At 72.1% G+C, this 15,710-nt stretch carries 15 protein-coding genes; 12 read left to right on the forward strand and 3 right to left on the reverse strand.

All coding sequences use genetic code 11. The annotated features are described in order from the left end of the window. Together ITI46_RS03115 and mycP are read left to right on the forward strand one after the other, a co-directional pair. Positions 1–1,034, forward strand: a 1,034-nt coding sequence (locus tag ITI46_RS03115; protein WP_307808046.1) for a hypothetical protein, incomplete at its 5' end; no start/stop codon positions are given. Continuing rightward, positions 1,031–2,272, forward strand: a complete 1,242-nt coding sequence (gene mycP, locus ITI46_RS03120) for a type VII secretion-associated serine protease mycosin (RefSeq protein ID WP_209237803.1) — start codon at positions 1,031–1,033, stop codon at positions 2,270–2,272. The genes ITI46_RS03115 and mycP, both read left to right, overlap by 4 nt. On the opposite strand, the gene ITI46_RS03125 is transcribed toward mycP, so the two are convergent. Then, complete coding sequence (locus ITI46_RS03125; RefSeq protein WP_307808047.1) at positions 2,181–3,065, reverse strand: serine hydrolase; 885 nt, start codon at positions 3,063–3,065, stop codon at positions 2,181–2,183. The genes mycP and ITI46_RS03125 overlap by 92 nt on opposite strands. 91 nt (positions 3,066–3,156) lie before the next feature. On the opposite strand from ITI46_RS03125, the gene ITI46_RS03130 reads away from it, so the two are divergent. Both ITI46_RS03130 and ITI46_RS03135 read left to right on the forward strand, forming a co-directional pair. Then, the gene (locus tag ITI46_RS03130; RefSeq protein WP_209237804.1) at positions 3,157–3,912 is read left to right on the forward strand and encodes an SseB family protein; all 756 of its coding nucleotides are present in this window, start codon (positions 3,157–3,159) and stop codon (positions 3,910–3,912) included. 144 nt (positions 3,913–4,056) lie between these two features. Further along, entirely contained in the window at positions 4,057–4,821 is a 765-nt protein-coding gene (locus ITI46_RS03135) for an MIP family channel protein (RefSeq protein ID WP_247745398.1), read from the forward strand. A gap of 32 nt (positions 4,822–4,853) precedes the next feature. Here ITI46_RS03135 and ITI46_RS03140 read toward each other — a convergent pair whose 3' ends face one another. Next, positions 4,854–5,228, reverse strand: coding sequence for a DUF1844 domain-containing protein (locus ITI46_RS03140; RefSeq protein ID WP_209237805.1), 375 nt, complete (start codon positions 5,226–5,228; stop codon positions 4,854–4,856). Positions 5,229–5,563: 335 nt separating this feature from the next. Between ITI46_RS03140 and infC the strand changes: the two genes are divergently transcribed. The 8 genes from infC to ITI46_RS03180 all read left to right on the forward strand — a co-directional run bounded on the left by infC (position 5,564) and on the right by ITI46_RS03180 (position 14,636). Further along, positions 5,564–6,235, forward strand: coding sequence for a translation initiation factor IF-3 (gene infC / locus ITI46_RS03145; RefSeq protein ID WP_209237806.1), 672 nt, complete (start codon positions 5,564–5,566; stop codon positions 6,233–6,235). 101 nt (positions 6,236–6,336) lie between these two features. Next, positions 6,337–6,531 carry a 50S ribosomal protein L35 gene (rpmI, locus tag ITI46_RS03150; RefSeq protein ID WP_019360090.1) on the forward strand — a complete coding sequence of 65 codons (195 nt, stop codon included), beginning with the start codon at positions 6,337–6,339 and terminating at the stop codon, positions 6,529–6,531. A gap of 79 nt (positions 6,532–6,610) precedes the next feature. Continuing rightward, complete coding sequence (gene rplT / locus ITI46_RS03155; protein WP_209237807.1) at positions 6,611–6,994, forward strand: 50S ribosomal protein L20; 384 nt, start codon at positions 6,611–6,613, stop codon at positions 6,992–6,994. A gap of 123 nt (positions 6,995–7,117) precedes the next feature. After that, complete coding sequence (locus ITI46_RS03160; protein ID WP_209237808.1) at positions 7,118–7,921, forward strand: TrmH family RNA methyltransferase; 804 nt, start codon at positions 7,118–7,120, stop codon at positions 7,919–7,921. 72 nt (positions 7,922–7,993) lie between these two features. Then, entirely contained in the window at positions 7,994–9,049 is a 1,056-nt protein-coding gene (locus ITI46_RS03165) for a sensor histidine kinase (RefSeq protein WP_209237809.1), read from the forward strand. A gap of 209 nt (positions 9,050–9,258) precedes the next feature. Then, complete coding sequence (gene pheS / locus ITI46_RS03170) at positions 9,259–10,389, forward strand: phenylalanine--tRNA ligase subunit alpha (protein ID WP_209237810.1); 1,131 nt, start codon at positions 9,259–9,261, stop codon at positions 10,387–10,389. Further along, the gene (gene pheT, locus ITI46_RS03175) at positions 10,389–12,905 is read left to right on the forward strand and encodes a phenylalanine--tRNA ligase subunit beta (protein WP_209237811.1); all 2,517 of its coding nucleotides are present in this window, start codon (positions 10,389–10,391) and stop codon (positions 12,903–12,905) included. Before pheS ends, pheT begins: the two co-directional genes overlap by 1 nt. Before the next feature lie 120 nt (positions 12,906–13,025). Beyond that, entirely contained in the window at positions 13,026–14,636 is a 1,611-nt protein-coding gene (locus ITI46_RS03180; RefSeq protein ID WP_307808048.1) for an MFS transporter, read from the forward strand. Between the two features lie 42 nt (positions 14,637–14,678). Here the strand turns inward: ITI46_RS03180 and ITI46_RS03185 are convergent, their stop codons facing one another. Beyond that, positions 14,679–15,551, reverse strand: a complete 873-nt coding sequence (locus ITI46_RS03185; protein WP_209237812.1) for a 3-hydroxybutyryl-CoA dehydrogenase — start codon at positions 15,549–15,551, stop codon at positions 14,679–14,681. Between the last annotated feature and the right edge of the window lie 159 nt (positions 15,552–15,710).

Here is a 15,710-nt window from a genome sequence, read left to right on the forward strand (position 1 = left end):
CTCCACCCCAGCCCCCGCCGCCGGTGGTCTCACTGCCTTCACCAGGTGTCCCCGCTCGCTTCGTGCTGGCCCCTGGCGGCGCCGCACGCGAGCACAGGCCGCTGACCTTCCGCACGGTCGTGGCCGCCGTCTGCCTGGTCCTCGGCGTCGGCCTGCTGGGCGGCGCGGGCGCGGGCGCCTGGCTCTCCGGCGACGCCGGGGAACGGCCCGCTGTGGCCGCCGGGTTCGACGGAGCCCGCGCTGCCTGGCACGAGCTCCCGGTCGACGAACTGTTCCCCCGCACCCTCGAGGGCGAGCGCGCCGGACCCGGCGGCGCCGACCGGCGCTGGACGCGGGTCGCGGTGGCGCCGGACAGCAACTGCAGGCACGCCTTCGACCCGCTGCTGACCAAGGCGCTGGCACCGGTGGGCTGTGCCAGGCTGGTGCGGGCCACCTACGCCGACGAGACGTCCAGCAGCGTCACCACGGTCGGGCTGATGTTCACCAAGGCCGACCCGGCCGCCATGCGCGACCTGCGGGAGCGGTTCGCAGCCCAGAACCTCGCACAGCGCACCGATCTGATGCCCCGTCCGTACGCCGCGCGCGGAACCGTCGCCGCCGACTTCGGTGACGCACAGCGCGCGAGCTGGACGGTCCGCGTGCTGCGGGACGCGCCCGTCGTCGTCTACAGCGTCTCCGGGTTCGCCGACGGCCGCGTCGTCACCGACCCGCAGGCGGCGAACGACGCCACCCGCAAGGGCGAGACCTCCGCCGCCGCGCAGGCCGGACTCGGCCACGACGCGCAGGGCATCGCCGACCGCATCGAGCGCCGGCTGCGCGAGGCCACGACCCGACGCGGGACCGGCTCCGACGACGAGGCCAAGGACCAGGGCAAGCAGGACCAGGGCAAGCAGGACCAGGGCAAGCAGGGCGAGGGCAAACAGGACCAGGGCAAGCAGGACCAGAGCAAGCAGAGTCAGGACGAGAAAGAACGGGGCAAGCAGAGCCAGGACGAGAAGGAACAGGGCGGGAAAGGCCAGGGGGAGGTCCGATGAGCCGGCTGCTGCGTACCCTCACCACCCTCCTGTGCGCCCTCCTCGCCCTCGCCCCCGTCACCGCCGGGACGGCACACGCGCAGGGCGCCGGTCTCCAGCGCGAGGAGTGGGCCCTCCGAGCCCTGCACGCCAAGGAGGCGTGGAAGACCACCAAGGGCCGCGGGATCACCGTTGCGGTGCTCGACACCGGAGTCGACGGCAGCCACCCCGACCTGCACAAGAACGTCAGCGGCGGCAAGGACATGGTCGGCATGGGAGCCAAGAAGGGCGACCGCGCCTGGGCCCGGCACGGAACCGCCATGGCCGGGATCATCGCAGGGCACGGCCACGGCAAGGGCGGCAAGGACGGGGTGCTCGGTATCGCGCCCGAGGCCCGTATCCTCCCCGTCCGCGTCCTGCTGGAGGACACCGACCCGCAGCGCGCCAAGGCACGCGGCGAGCGGAACACCGCACTCGCCGACGGCATCCGCTGGGCCGCCGACCACGGCGCCGACGTCATCAACCTCTCGCTGGGCGACGACAGCAGCGCCGCGCACCCCGACGCCCGCGAGGACGCCGCCGTCCGTTACGCACTGGGCAAGGGCGCGGTGGTCGTCGCCTCGGCGGGCAACGGCGGCGAGGACGGCGACCACGTCTCCTACCCCGCCGCCTATCCGGGGGTGATCGCGGTGGCCGCCGTCGACCGCAACGGCGCGCGGGCCGCGTTCTCCACCCGCCGCTGGTACGCGACCGTGGCGGCGCCCGGCAAGGACATCCTCATCGCCGACCCCGACCGCTCCTACTACCAGGGCTGGGGCACCAGCGCCGCAGCGGCCTTCACCTCGGGCGCCGTGGCGCTGGTCCGCGCAGCGCACCCGGATCTGAGCCCAGCCCAGATCAAGGAGCTGATCTCGGACACCGCGGGCCACACTCCGCAGGGCGGCCGCAGCGACGCGGTCGGCACCGGGGTCGTGGACCCGGCGGCGGCCATCGAGATGGGCTCCCACATCGAACCCCGCGAACAGCAGCCGCCCGTCGGCAAGTACAGCAAGGAGTACTTCGGCTCGGCCGACTCCGGTGACGAGGCCGGCCCCGGTTGGTTCGCGACTCTGGCGGCTGTGCTGGGGGCGTTGTTGATCGGTGTCGCGTTTGCGGTGCATCGGGGTTTCACCCCGCGGGTTCCGCCTCGGCTGCGTTCCCGGGTCCGGTTGCCCGGCTCGGGGTCTGGTGGGGGTCGGGGGTTTCCCGGGGGTCCTTGAGTGCGCGCACCGCGGCGCGGGCCGCGCGCTCCACGGCAGCGATCCCTTCCTGGGCCGAGGCGTGCCCGTCCGAGAGCACCGCTAGCAGCCATGGGCGGCCGGCGGCGGTGACCCGGCCGACGCTGTTGATCACCCACAGCCCGGTCGCGGTACGCGGCAGCCATCCGTTCTTCACCTCGCCGGGCGCCCCGGCGGGCTCCGGCCCGCTCTCGTCAGCGGCGGCCGTCACCCCCCAGCGCTGGGAGGGGACGACGGCGCGCATCAGCTCCCGCACCCACCGCCGGTCGGCCGGCGCGAGTACGTCGGCGCGGGGCCCGCGCCCCTGCACGGCGCACAGCAGCGCCAGTTGGTCGGCGGCAGTCGTCGTGGTCAGCCCCCAGCGCCCGTCCCGCGCCGGCCGCGTCCGGCTGAGCCCCAGCAGCCGGCCCGCCGCCGCGACGCCCTCCGCTCCGCCTGCGGCCCGCCACAGCGCGTTCGCCGCCTCGTTGTCGCTGCGCACGACCATGGCGGCGGCCCACTCCCTCTCCCGGGCGGTCAGCTCCCTCGCCGGGCCGCCCGAAGCGCCCCGTACCCGCAGCAGCAGCGCCACCAGGATGTGCACCTTCATCACGCTCGCCGCCACGAACGACTCACTCTCCCGCACCCCCACCGTCACCGGCACGCCCTCCAGCGGCCGGGCGGCCACCGCCAGCCGCGCCGACGGCCCCAGCCCCACCGGGGCCGGCAACCCGACCCCGCTCGCCCTGTCCGGCTCCGCCTCGCCGTCCGTACAGCTGTCGCCTCGCTCGCCCACCCCGCGACGCTATCGGTGCCGCCCTCCCGCGCGTATCCCGCCGCACGTATCCCGCGCGTATCGGGTGTGGGCCACCCGATACGCTCGGTGCGTGGCGCTCAAGAACATCCCGCAGCCGGCCTTCTCCAGCGACGACGGCACCGCCGACGCCGACCTCGCCGACGCGCTCGCCGCCTGGCAGGCCGACCGCCGGGCGCCGGGGGCCGAGGCCCGCGTCCTGGAGGCACTGCGCGGGGCCCGGCTGCTCGTGCCCGTCGTCGCCGTCCTCACCGAGGCCGAGACCGGCGCGGACGGGCTGCGTCGCGACAAGACCAGCGAGATGGCCGTCCCCACCCTCAACGCGCCCGGCGGCCGTCGGGCGCTCCCGGCCTTCACCTCCACCGAGGCGCTGGCCCGCTGGCGCCCCGACGCCCGCCCTGTCGCCGTACCGCTGCACCAGGCGCTGCAGGCGGCGGCGCACGAGCAGGCGGACACGCTGCTCCTCGACATGGCAGGACCTGTGCCGTACGAGCTGACCGGGCCGGCGCTGCACGCGCTCGCCGAGGGCCGCACCCACACCTCGGCGCCGGCGGACCCCGCCGTCACCGAAGCGCTGCGCACCGTCCTCGCGGCCGAACCGGCGGTCGCCGGCGCCCACCTGTCGCCGGGCGACGGCTCGCAGGACGGCACCCTCGCCCTGGCGCTCGCGCCGGACGCCGAGGTCACGGCCGTCGCCCGGCGGGTGGCCGAAGCGCTGGCCGCCGACGAGACACTGCGCGCGCGGCTGACCCGCGGCCTCGACCTGGCGCTCCTCCCCGCGGGCAGCCCACTGCCCGCCACCGCCTTCTACCGGCCCGACCGCACCTGAGAGGCCTCACCGCCCGCGGACAGCGTCTGACAGCGCCCCGACCACGCCCGAGGTGCGAGCCGTCCGGCCGCGTCGGACACTCGGGGAGAGTGCCGGGAGAGTCCGAGCCCCGGCTGTCGCCAACGACCCCCACGGGAGGTCGATATGCAGGTCAAGTCGTTGCAGGCGAGCCCCGAACAGCTCAGAGACCTGGAAGACAAGCCACAGCCGATCGCCGCGGAGTTCCTGGGCACCCTGCTGCTGGTGTTCTTCGGTGTCGGCGCTGCGGTGCTGGCCGCCGAGTACGTCGGCACGCTGGGCATCGCGCTCAGCTTCGGCTTTGTACTGCTCGCGCTCGTCTACGCCATCGGCCCGATATCCGGCTCCCATGTGAACCCGGCGGTCACGTTCGGAATGTTCCTGGCCGGGCGGCTCGATCTGGATGTGGCGATCAAGTACTGGGTCGCCCAGCTCGTGGGCGGTATCGCGGGCGCAGCGCTGCTGTTCCTGGTCGCCAAGCAGGTCCCCGGCCTGGAGACCAGCGGGAGCTTCGGCAGCAACGGCTTCGGCGACCGCTCTGCGGTGCACATCAACACCGGCGGCGCCTTCGTCGCCGAGATCATCCTGACGTTCCTGCTCGTCTACACGTGGCTGGCGGTGACCCACAGAGTGGCGGTCGTCGGCTTCGACGGCCTGCCCATCGGTATCGCGCTGGCCGTCGTCCACCTGGTCGGCATCCCGCTGACCGGCACCTCGGTCAACCCGGCCCGCAGCCTCGGCCCCGCGGTCTTCGCCGGGGGCGCTGCCCTCACCCAGCTGTGGCTGTTCATCGTGGCCCCGCTGGTGGGCGCGGCCGCCGCGGCGTACGTACACGTGCTGACGCACCCGCAGCCCAACCGGCGGCCGCGCCGCGAGATGAAGGTCGGTTGAGCGCCCGCCCGCGGCCCGCCGGAGCCGCCGGCTCAGCCGTGCACCGGGCCGGTGTACTTCTCGCCGGGCCCCTGGCCGGGCTCGTCGGGCACGGTGGACGCCTCACGGAAGGCGAGCTGCAGCGACTTGAGGCCGTCGCGCAGCGGCGCCGCGTGGTAGGAGCCGATCTCGGTGGCGCTCGCGGTGACCAGGCCGGCCAGCGCCTGGATCAGCTTCCGCGCCTCGTCCAGGTCCTTGTGCTGCTCGCCGCCCTCGGCCAGGCCGAGATTGACGGCGGCGGAGCTCATCAGGTGCACCGCCACGGTAGTGATCACCTCGACCGCAGGAACCTCCGCGATGTCGCGGGTGAGGCTGTCGAAGTCAGGGTTGTGACCGGAGGGCTGCCCGGCGGCTGCGGCGTCGCTCATGCGGGTCACCCTAAGCCCCGCGCCTGCCGTACTGTCGTACGGGCCGAGCCGCCTGCCCAGCGGCGGGTACCGCGGGGCGTGCCCGGCGCCCTGCTGCTATGCTGGGATATCGACCGGCTGAAGACCATGCCCGCCGCCAGTGACGGGAACGGCCTCCAGCCCGCAAGTGGAGGCTCCGATCTCCCACCTGGCGGCCCAGCGGGCCGCGGGTCAAAGGTCAGGCTGCGCCCCGCGGAGTTCCGCGCGGTGCTCCCGGTCTGTGAGGAGCCCCGCCTGTGATCCGTCCGGGGCGTTTTGTGCGTCCGCGAGCGGTGGTCACCCACTGATCACGTAACTTGTGCGCGGCCGTCCGCCAGACGCTCGCGCGGTGTACCCGAGGAGGCCCCATCAGCGCCGAGCCCCGCATCAACGACCGCATTCGCGTCCCCGAGGTGCGACTCGTCGGTCCCAGCGGCGAGCAGGTCGGCATCGTGCCGCTTGCCAAGGCCCTGGAGCTCGCCCAGGAGTACGACCTCGACCTGGTCGAGGTCGCGGCGAACGCCCGTCCGCCGGTGTGCAAGCTCATGGACTACGGCAAGTTCAAGTACGAGTCGGCCATGAAGGCCCGTGAAGCGCGCAAGAACCAGGCGCACACGGTCATCAAGGAGATGAAGCTCCGGCCGAAGATCGATCCGCACGACTACGACACCAAGAAGGGTCACGTCGTCCGGTTCCTCAAGCAGGGTGACAAGGTCAAGATCACGATCATGTTCCGCGGTCGTGAGCAGTCCCGCCCCGAGCTGGGTTTCCGACTGCTGCAGCGGCTCGCGGACGACGTGTCCGACCTGGGCTTCGTGGAGTCCAACCCGAAGCAGGACGGCCGCAACATGATCATGGTTCTCGGTCCGCACAAGAAGAAGACCGAGGCGATGGCCGAGGCCCGCGAGGCGCAGGCCGCCCGCAAGGCGGAGCGCCAGCAGGGGTCCGCTTCCGCTGAGGAGTCCGCCGAGGAGCCTGCCGAGGCGTGAGCCCTCCCGGGGCACCTGCCCTGGAACCTGTACGAACAACTGGCGCTTCCGCCTGCCCTTGTGACAGCGGGAGCGTCACTGACGAGGAGTGAAACGGCGACATGCCGAAGAACAAGACGCACAGTGGTGCCCGTAAGCGCTTCAAGGTCACCGGCTCGGGCAAGGTGATGCGCCAGCGCGCCGGTCGCCGCCACCTTCTCGAGCACAAGCCGTCCACGCTGACGCGCCGCCTTGCCGGTAAGACCGAAGCGGCCCCGGCCGACGCCAAGAAGATCAAGAAGCTTCTCGGCAAGTAAGTCCCCGCACGACCGGGACCCCATCGACCTGGGCCGTGAGTGAGGTCCCCTCCCGGCCCCGCCAACAAGGAGTAATCACGTGGCACGCGTCAAGCGGGCAGTAAACGCTCAGAAGAAGCGCCGGGCGATCCTGGAGCAGGCCAGCGGCTACCGCGGCCAGCGTTCCCGCCTGTACCGCAAGGCGAAGGAGCAGGTCACCCACTCCTACGTCTACAACTACAACGACCGCAAGAAGCGCAAGGGCGACTTCCGGCAGCTGTGGATCCAGCGGATCAACGCCGCCGCCCGCGCCAACGGCATCACCTACAACCGCTTCATCCAGGGTCTGAAGGCCGCCTCCATCGAGGTCGACCGCAAGATGCTGGCCGACCTGGCGGTCAACGACGCCGCGGCGTTCGCCTCGCTGGTCGAGGTTGCGCAGAAGGCGCTGCCGAGCGACGTCAACGCGCCGAAGGCCGCCTGAGCGGTTGCGGCTTCGCCCTTGACCGAGCGTGGGGGCTGACGTTGTCGACCCCCAACTCTCGCCGTCGTGGTTCAGTCCGCGACGGCGAGAATTTGTTTACCCGAAAGTGAGCGATCCCCCTTCATGCCCCCCGAGCTGACCTCCCTGCGATCGCCCCGTGTCACCGCCGCGCGAAAGCTGGCCAAGCGGAGTTTCCGGAGCAAGGAGCGACGGTTCCTCGCCGAGGGACCGCAGGCGGTACGGGAGGCGGTGGAGCACCTCGTCGAGGTGTATGCGACTCCGGAGGCCGCTGAGCGGCATGCGGAGCTGCTCGCTGCGGTCCGGGCCGCCCGCGTCCCCGTGCTCACCGCGTCCGACGAGGTCGTCGCCGAGATGTCCGACACCGTGACGCCGCAGGGCATCGTGGGGCTGTGCCGCTTCCTCGACCGGCCCTTCGCGGAGATCGTCGCGGCACGGCCGCGCCTGGTCGCCGTCCTCGCGCACGTACGCGACCCCGGCAACGCGGGCACCGTGCTGCGGTGTGCCGACGCGGCGGGGGCCGATGCGGTGGTGCTGACCGACGCCTCGGTGGACGTCTACAACCCCAAGGCGGTGCGCGCCTCGGCCGGTTCGCTCTTCCACCTGCCGGTCGTGGTGGACGTCCCCGTCGAAGAAGTGGCCGGCGGGCTGGCCGGTGCCGGGGTGCGGGTGCTGGCCGCCGACGGCGCGGGGGAGCGGGACCTGGACGAGGAGCTGGACGCCGGCGCGATGGCCGGGCCCACCGCCTGGGTGTTCGGCAACGAGGCGTGGGGGCTGCCCGAGGAGACCCGGGCGCTGGCGGACGCCGTCGTGCGGGTGCCCATCCACGGCCGCGCCGAGAGCCTCAACCTCGCGACTGCCGCGGCTGTCTGCCTCTACGCCTCAGCGCGCGCACAGCGATCGCACTGAGGATGCCACCCGATCACGCAGAGCTAGTAGGGTGCCGGGGACCGAGGGCGGCTTGAGGAGGGGCGGAACGGGATGGACGTGCAGCCCGACGATCTGCCCGACGGGCTCGTGATCGCCGACGGTGCCGGGCGGGTCGTCTGCTTCAACGCCGCGGCGGTCCGGATCACCGGGCGGTCGCGGGAGGAGGCGCTGGGCAGCCCGCTGCACACCGCGCTCCCGCTGGAGGACCTGGACGGGCGCCGCTGGTGGCAGCTGACCGACCCGTACGGCGGTCCCGCCATCCGCAACGGGCAGCCCGAGCGGAACCTGCTGCTGCCCGGCGGCCACGAGGTGCTGGTCGCGGCGCGCTACGTACGGGCACGCCCGCGGGGGCCCGTCGAGCGGGTCGTCGTCACGCTGCGGGGCACCGAGGCCAGGCGGCGGACCGAGCGCAGCCACGCCGAGCTGATCGCCACCGTCGCGCACGAACTGCGCTCGCCGCTCACCTCCGTCAAGGGCTTCACCGCGACCCTGCTGGCGAAATGGGAGCGCTTCACCGACGACCAGAAGCGGCTGATGCTGGAGACCGTCAACGCCGACGCGAACCGTGTCACCCGGCTCATCGCCGAGCTGCTGGACATCTCCCGTATCGACTCCGGGCGGCTGGAGGTGCGCAGACAGCGGCTCGACATGGCGGCGGCGGTGCGGCGGCACCTGGAGGCCCATGTCGCGGCGGGCAGGCCGGCCTCCCGGTTCAAGACCGGGATCGCCGACAAACTGCCCGACCTGTGGGCCGACCCCGACAAGATCGACCAGGTGCTCGCCAACCTGCTGGAAAACGCGGTGCGGCACGGCGAGGGAACTGTCACCATCGAGGTCCAGCCCACCTCGTTCCCCCGTGACCCTGGCGGTACGGCGACGGCCGTCACGGTCAGCGATGAGGGGCCAGGGATCCCGGAGGAGTCCATGAGCCGCGTGTTCACCCGCTTCTGGCGCGGCAGCCGGCGCGGCGGCACGGGCCTGGGGCTCTACATCGTCAAGGGCATCGTGGAAGCGCACGGCGGGGTCATCACCGTCGACCGGGCGCCGGAAGGCGGCGCCAGGTTCCGATTTATCCTGCCCGTGGGCGCCCCGGCCTTCATGGCCTGACCGTTCCGGTCACACGGCGCCCACGGGCCCACCCCGCAGCCAGCACCGGAGGCCGGGCCCCTGGCCTCCGCGTATCCGCCACCAGGCGGCCCCCTTTAGACTCGGGCTTCGGCAAGCAGTCAGCAGACGTGTCAGCAGTCACGGGCGGGGCGCAGCCTGGGGGCACCTCCCAGCGGTAGCGCTGGGGGCAATCGGAAACACGGGAAGAGATGTCGGCACCCAACAAGTCGTACGACCCTGTCGAGGTCGAGGCACTGAAACCGGAAGCGATCGACCGGGCCAGGGACGAGGCGCTCGCCGCCGTCGCCGCCGCCGGGGATCTGGAGGCGCTGCGCGAGGTCAAGGCAGCACACGCGGGTGACCGCTCCCCGCTGGCGCTGGCCAACCGCGAGATCGGCGCACTGCCCCCGCACGCCAAGGCGGAGGCGGGCAAGCGCGTCGGACAGGCCAGGGGGGCCGTCAGCAAGGCCCTCAAGGCCCGCCAGGAGGAGCTGGAGCGCGAGCGCGACGAGCGCGTGCTGGTCGAGGAGGCGGTGGATGTCACGCTGCCCTACGACCGCCGTCCGGCAGGCGCCCGGCACCCGCTGACCACGCTCTCGGAGCGCATCGAGGACGTCTTCGTGGCGATGGGCTACGAGGTCGCCGAGGGCCCCGAGGTCGAGGCGGAGTGGTTCAACTTCGACGCGCTCAACCTGGGCCCCGACCACCCGGCGCGCACGATGCAGGACACCTTCTTCGTGCGCGGCAGGGACGGCGGCTCCGACGACGACGCCTCCGGTGTCGTGCTGCGCACCCACACCTCACCGGTGCAGATCCGCTCGCTGCTCGGCCGCGAGCTGCCGGTCTACGTCATCTGCCCGGGCCGGGTCTACCGCACCGACGAGCTGGACGCCACGCACACCCCCGTCTTCGGCCAGGTCGAGCTGCTGGCCATCGACGAGGGGCTGACCATGGCCGATCTGAAGGGCACCCTCGACCACATGGTCTCGGCGCTCTTCGGCGAGGGCCTGGGCACCCGGCTGCGCCCGTCCTACTTCCCCTTCACCGAGCCGTCCGCCGAGATGGACATGGTCTGCTTCGTTTGCCGGGGCGCCTCCGTCGGCGACCCGGACAACCCCTGCCGTACGTGCAGCAGCGAGGGCTGGATCGAGCTGGGCGGCTGCGGCATGGTCAACCCGCGGGTGCTGACCGCCTGCGGCGTCGACCCGGACAAGTACAGCGGATTCGCCTTCGGGTTCGGCATCGAGCGGATGCTGATGTTCCGCCACAACGTCGAGGACATGCGAGACATGGTCGAGGGTGATGTGCGCTTCACCCAGCCGTTCGGGATGGAGATCTGATGCGGGCGCCGCTGTCGTGGCTCCGGGAGTACGTCGAGCTGCCGGCCTCCGAGACCGGCCGGGATGTCGCGGCCAGGCTGATCGCCGCCGGTCTCGAGGTCGAGACGGTCGAGCGGACCGGTGCCGGGCTCAAGGGCCCGCTGGTGGTCGGCCAGGTGCTGGCCATCGAGGAGCTGACGGAGTTCAAGAAGCCGATCCGCTACTGCCAGGTGGATGTCGGGCGGGGCCCGGACGACCCGCAGAACCTCATCTGCGGGGCCACCAACTTCGCCGTCGGCGACAAGGTCGTCGTCGTGCTGCCGGGTGCCGAGCTGCCCGGCGGGTTCAAGATCAGCGCCCGTAAGACCTATGGGCACGTCTCGGAGGGCATGATCTGCTCCGAGCGCGAACTGGGCATGGGCGAGGATCACGGGGGCATCCTGGTGCTGCCGCCCGAGCACCCGGTCGGCACCGACGCGATCGAGCTGCTGGAGCTGGTCGACGAGGTGCTGGACATCGCGGTGACACCTGATCGCGGCTACTGCCTGTCGATGCGGGGCATCGCCCGCGAGACGGCCACCGCCTACGGGGTGCCGCTGCGCGACCCGGCGCTGCTGGACGTGCCGGCGCCCAATGCGCACGGCCACCCGGTGCGGGTCGCCGACCGGCTGGGCTGCGACCGGTTCACCGCGCGCACCGTCACCGGGCTGCGGCCCGAGGCGCAGTCCCCGATCTGGCTCAAGCGCAGGCTGCAGAAGGCCGGGATGCGCCCCGTCTCGCTGCCCGTCGACATCACCAACTACGTGATGCTGGAGCTGGGCCAGCCGCTGCACGCCTACGACAGGGCACGGATCGAGGGCGCCATCGGGGTGCGCAGGGCCGAGGACGGCGAGAAGCTGACCACGCTCGACGGCACCAAGCGGGTGCTGGCCCCCGGTGACCTGGTCATCACCGACGACCGCGGGCCGATCGGCCTGGCCGGGGTGATGGGCGGCGCCAACACCGAGATCGCCGACGCCGACGGCGCGGCGCAGCAGACCACGGACGTGGTGATCGAGGCCGCGCACTTCGACCCGGTCTCCGTCGCCCGTACCGCACGCCGGCACAAGCTCTCCTCCGAGGCGTCGCGCCGCTTCGAACGGGGCGTCGACCCCGAGGCGGCGTCGGCGGCGGCGCAGCGCACCGTCGACCTGCTGGTGCTGCTAGCGGGCGGCACGGCCGAGCCGGGCGTCACCGAGATCACCACACCGTCGGGCCCGCACACGGTCCGCATCGCGGCCGACCACCCGGACAAGGTCGCCGGTGTCTCCTACGGCCGCGAGACGGTCGTCCGCCGGCTGCAGCAGGTCGGCTGCGACGTGTACGGGGGCACCGGGCAGGACGAGCAGCTGACGGTCACCGTGCCGTCCTGGCGGCCCGACCTGACCGACCCGAACGACCTGGCCGAGGAGGTCGTCCGGCTGGAGGGCTACGAGAACCTGCCCTCCACGCTGCCGAGGCCGCTGCCGGGCCGCGGGCTGACCGAGCGGCAGCGGCTGCACCGCCGCGTGGGCCGCGCGCTGGCGGGCGCCGGCTATGTCGAGGCGCTGTCGTACCCGTTCGTGGGCGACGCCGTCTTCGACGCGCTGGGCCTGGAAGCGGGCGACCCGCGCCGCCGCACCGTCCAGCTCGTCAACCCCCTCTCGGACGAGGAGCCGGGGCTGCGCACCACGCTGCTGCCCGGGCTGCTGGCCGCGCTGCGCCGCAACGACGGGCGCGGCAGCCACGACCTGGCCCTGTTCGAGACCGGACTGGTCTTCCTGCCGACCGGCACCGAGACGGTCGCCGAGCGGCTTCCGGTCACCCAGCGGCCCACCCAGGAGCAGCTGTCCTCGCTGGACGCGGCGCTGCCCGAGCAGCCCCGGCACCTGGCCGTGGTGCTGGCGGGTGCCCGCGAGCGGGCCGGCTGGTGGGGCGAGGGCCGCCCCGCCGACTGGGCCGACGCCATCGAGGCCGCCCGCACCGTGGCCGCCGAGGCGGGTGTCGAACTGACCCTGGAGAGCGCGAGCTTCACGCCCTGGCACCCGGGGCGGTGCGCGGCGCTCCACGTCCGGCTGGACGGCGAGCGCGTGCTCGCCGGGCACGCCGGTGAGCTGCACCCGCGGGCCGTGAAGGCGCTGGGGCTGCCGGAGCGCACCTGCGCGATGGAGCTCGACCTCGACCTGCTGGAGCGGGCCGCCGCCGGCCCTGTACGGGGCCCGCACGTGTCCACGTTCCCGGTGGCCACCCAGGACGTGGCGCTCGTGGTGGACGCGTCGGTGCCGGCCGCCGAGGTGGAGAGCGCGCTGCGCGCCGGTGCGGGCGAGCTGCTGGAGTCGCTGCGGCTGTTCGATGTCTTCACCGGCGAGCAGCTGGGAGAGGGCCGCAAGTCGCTGGCGTACGCGCTGCGCTTCCGTGCTCCGGACCGCACGCTCAAGGCCGAGGAGGCGTCCGCCGCGCGTGACGCTGCGGTCGCCGAGGCGGTCGAGCGGACCGGAGCGGTGCTGCGGGGCGCCTGAACGAGTCTCGGCCCGGCGTTCGAGGGGACATCCGTCACTGGCGGATGTCCCCTCATCTTTTCGGGTGAGAAGCCCTGACGATCTTCTGACGGACGTCCGGGGGCGGTTACGGGTGACGGCGTGGCAGCAGCGAACTCATCATCCCGTCCGGCGGACACACCGCTCCGCAGCCTGATCCCTGCACGTATCGACCGGATGCCCTGGTCCGGCTTCCACACCAAGATGATCGCGGCGCTGGGCTGTGCGTGGATCCTGGACGGCCTGGAGATCACGGTCGCCAGCTCGGTCACCTCGGTCCTCACCCGCTCGGACACGCTCGGCCTGTCCTCCAGCGAGGCCGGGCTGATCGCGACCGTCTACCTGGTCGGCCAGGTGACGGGTGCGCTCTTCTTCGGGCGGATGGCCGACCGCTTCGGGCGCCGCAAACTCTTCCTGCTCACCTTCGGCGTCTATCTGTTCGGCAGCGGCCTGACGGCGCTCACCTATGGGCAGGGCCCCGGCTGGGACCTGTTCCTGTATCTCACCCGTTTCATCGCCGGCACCGGTATCGGCGGGGAGTACGCGGCGATCAACTCGGCGATCCAGGAGATGATGCCGGCCCGCTTCAGGGGCCGGGTCGATCTGCTGGTCAACGGGACGTACTGGGCGGGTGCGATGGTCGGCACCATCGCCGAGCTGATGATTCTCAGCACTTTCGACGACTCGGTCGCCTGGCGGATCGGCTTCCTGCTCGGCCCGGTGCTGGGCTTCTCCGTGCTGTTCGTCCGCCGTCATCTGCCGGAGAGCCCGCGCTGGCTGATCATGAACGGGAAGGAGGCTGAGGCCGAGGCCGCCATCGCCCGGATCGAGTCCGCCGTACGCAGGCACGGCAAGAAGCTCCCGCCGGTCGACGAGCGGGACGCCATCGAGATCAGCGAGTCGAAGCACGCCACCTACGTCACGCTGCTGCGGGTGCTCTTCAAGGAGTACCCCAAGCGGGCCGTGCTCGCCTCGACGCTGATGATCACGCAGTCGTTCCTGTACAACGCCATCTTCTTCACCTACACGCTGGTGCTGACGAAGTTCTACGGCGTCTCCGACAAGGACGCGCCGATGTATCTGCTGGCGTTCGCCGCGGGGAACCTGCTCGGTCCGATCGTCCTGGGGCCGCTGTTCGACATCGTGGGCCGCCGCTGGATGATCGCGGGCACGTATCTGTTCTCCGGGTGCGCGCTGGCGGTCACCGCGACGCTGTTCGTGGCCGATGTGCTGACGGCGACCACGCAGACCCTCGCCTGGTGTGTGATCTTCTTCTTCGCCTCGGCCGGCGCCTCCTCCGGCTATCTGACGGCGGGCGAGATCTTTCCGCTGGAGGTGCGGGGCAAGGCCATCGCGCTCTTCTTCGCCATCGGCCAGGCCGCCGGAGCGACCGGGCCGTACTTCTACGGCTGGCTCATCGGCGACGGCACCGAGCGCGGCAGGCTCTACGTCGGCTTCCTGATGGGCGCCGTCATCATGGTCGTCGGAGGGCTGGCCGAGACGTTCCTCGGGGTGGACGCCGAGCGCAAGTCGCTGGAAGCGGTCGCCAAGCCGCTGTCGGTGGTGCGCACCTCGGTGGGCGTGGCACGCCGGAAGACGGTCAAGAAACTCAAGAAGCCCGGCGACAGGCAGGGCGAAGCGGCGGGCGAGAACACGGACGACAACCCGGACCAGCCCGGCGACGAGCCACACGCCGACACCCCCGCGGTGTGAGGGCGGGGGTGTCCGGGAGCCGCTGCCCGGGGCGCGGGCTGCTCAGGAGTAGGCGTAGAAGCCCGCGCCCGCCTTGCGGCCCAGTCGGCCCGCGTCGACCATGCGCTGGAGGAGCGGGGGAGCGGCGTACAGGGGCTCCTTGAACTCCGCGTACATCGAATCGGCGACCGAGGCGACGGTGTCGAGACCGATGAGGTCGGTGAGCTTGAGCGGGCCCATGGGGTGGGCGCAGCCCAGCTCCATGCCGTTGTCGATGTCCTCCCGGCTGGCGATGCCCGACTCGAACATCCGGATGGCGGAGAGCAGATACGGGATCAGCAGCGCGTTGACGACGAAGCCGGAGCGGTCCTGGGCGCGGATGGTGTGCTTGCCCAGCACCTGGCCCACCACGGCCTCGGCACGCTTGACGGTCTCCTCGCCGGTGGTCAGCGCCGGGATGAGCTCGACCAGCTGCTGCACCGGTGCCGGGTTGAAGAAGTGGATGCCGATGACCTGGTCGGGCCGCGAGGTGGCGACAGCCAGCTTCACCAGGGGGATCGAGGAGGTGTTGGAGGCCAGGATGGCGTCGCCGCGGGTCACCACCTGGTCCAGAACCTGGAAGATCTCGGTCTTGACCTGCTCGTTCTCGATCACGGCCTCGACCACCAGGTCGCGGTCGGCGAAGTCGCCCAGGTCGGTGGTGAACGACAGTCGCTCCAGCGCCTCGTCGCACTCCTGCCGGCTGATCTTGCCGCGGTCAGCGGCCTTGCCGAGCGAGTTGACCAGGCGGGTGCGGCCGAGTTCCAGGGCCTCACCGGTGGTCTCGGCGACCATCACCTCCAGGCCGGACCGCGCGCACACCTCCGCGATACCCGCACCCATCTGGCCACAGCCCACCACTCCGACGCGTTCCACGCCGGCTACAGACTCTGTCACCTCGTGCCTTTCGCTGAACTTCACGGTCCGCAGCGGCTCCGCCCCGGATGTGTGAGGGCGCCGGGACGCGCCGCTTGCCGCCCGACGTTACCTGTGCGGCAACAGGGGATGTCGGGCGGGTGCGAAAGGTCACCTATGTGTGGAGTCGAACAAGGGAAC

It is taken from the genome of Streptomyces oryzae (assembly GCF_017676365.1).
GTDB lineage: Bacteria > Actinomycetota > Actinomycetes > Streptomycetales > Streptomycetaceae > Streptomyces > Streptomyces oryzae.

Bases quoted from the DNA above. Each gene is read 5' to 3' on its own strand.
- mycP (WP_209237803.1), top strand. From the start codon at position 1,031: ATGAGCCGGCTGCTGCGTACCCTCACCACCCTCCTGTGCGCCCTCCTC.
- ITI46_RS03135 (WP_247745398.1), top strand. From the start codon at position 4,057: ATGCAGGTCAAGTCGTTGCAGGCGAGCCCCGAACAGCTCAGAGACCTG.
- ITI46_RS03140 (WP_209237805.1), bottom strand. From the start codon at position 5,228: ATGAGCGACGCCGCAGCCGCCGGGCAGCCCTCCGGTCACAACCCTGAC.
- rpmI (WP_019360090.1), top strand. From the start codon at position 6,337: ATGCCGAAGAACAAGACGCACAGTGGTGCCCGTAAGCGCTTCAAGGTC.
- ITI46_RS03160 (WP_209237808.1), top strand. From the start codon at position 7,118: ATGCCCCCCGAGCTGACCTCCCTGCGATCGCCCCGTGTCACCGCCGCG.
- ITI46_RS03165 (WP_209237809.1), top strand. From the start codon at position 7,994: ATGGACGTGCAGCCCGACGATCTGCCCGACGGGCTCGTGATCGCCGAC.
- pheS (WP_209237810.1), top strand. From the start codon at position 9,259: ATGTCGGCACCCAACAAGTCGTACGACCCTGTCGAGGTCGAGGCACTG.
- pheT (WP_209237811.1), top strand. From the start codon at position 10,389: ATGCGGGCGCCGCTGTCGTGGCTCCGGGAGTACGTCGAGCTGCCGGCC.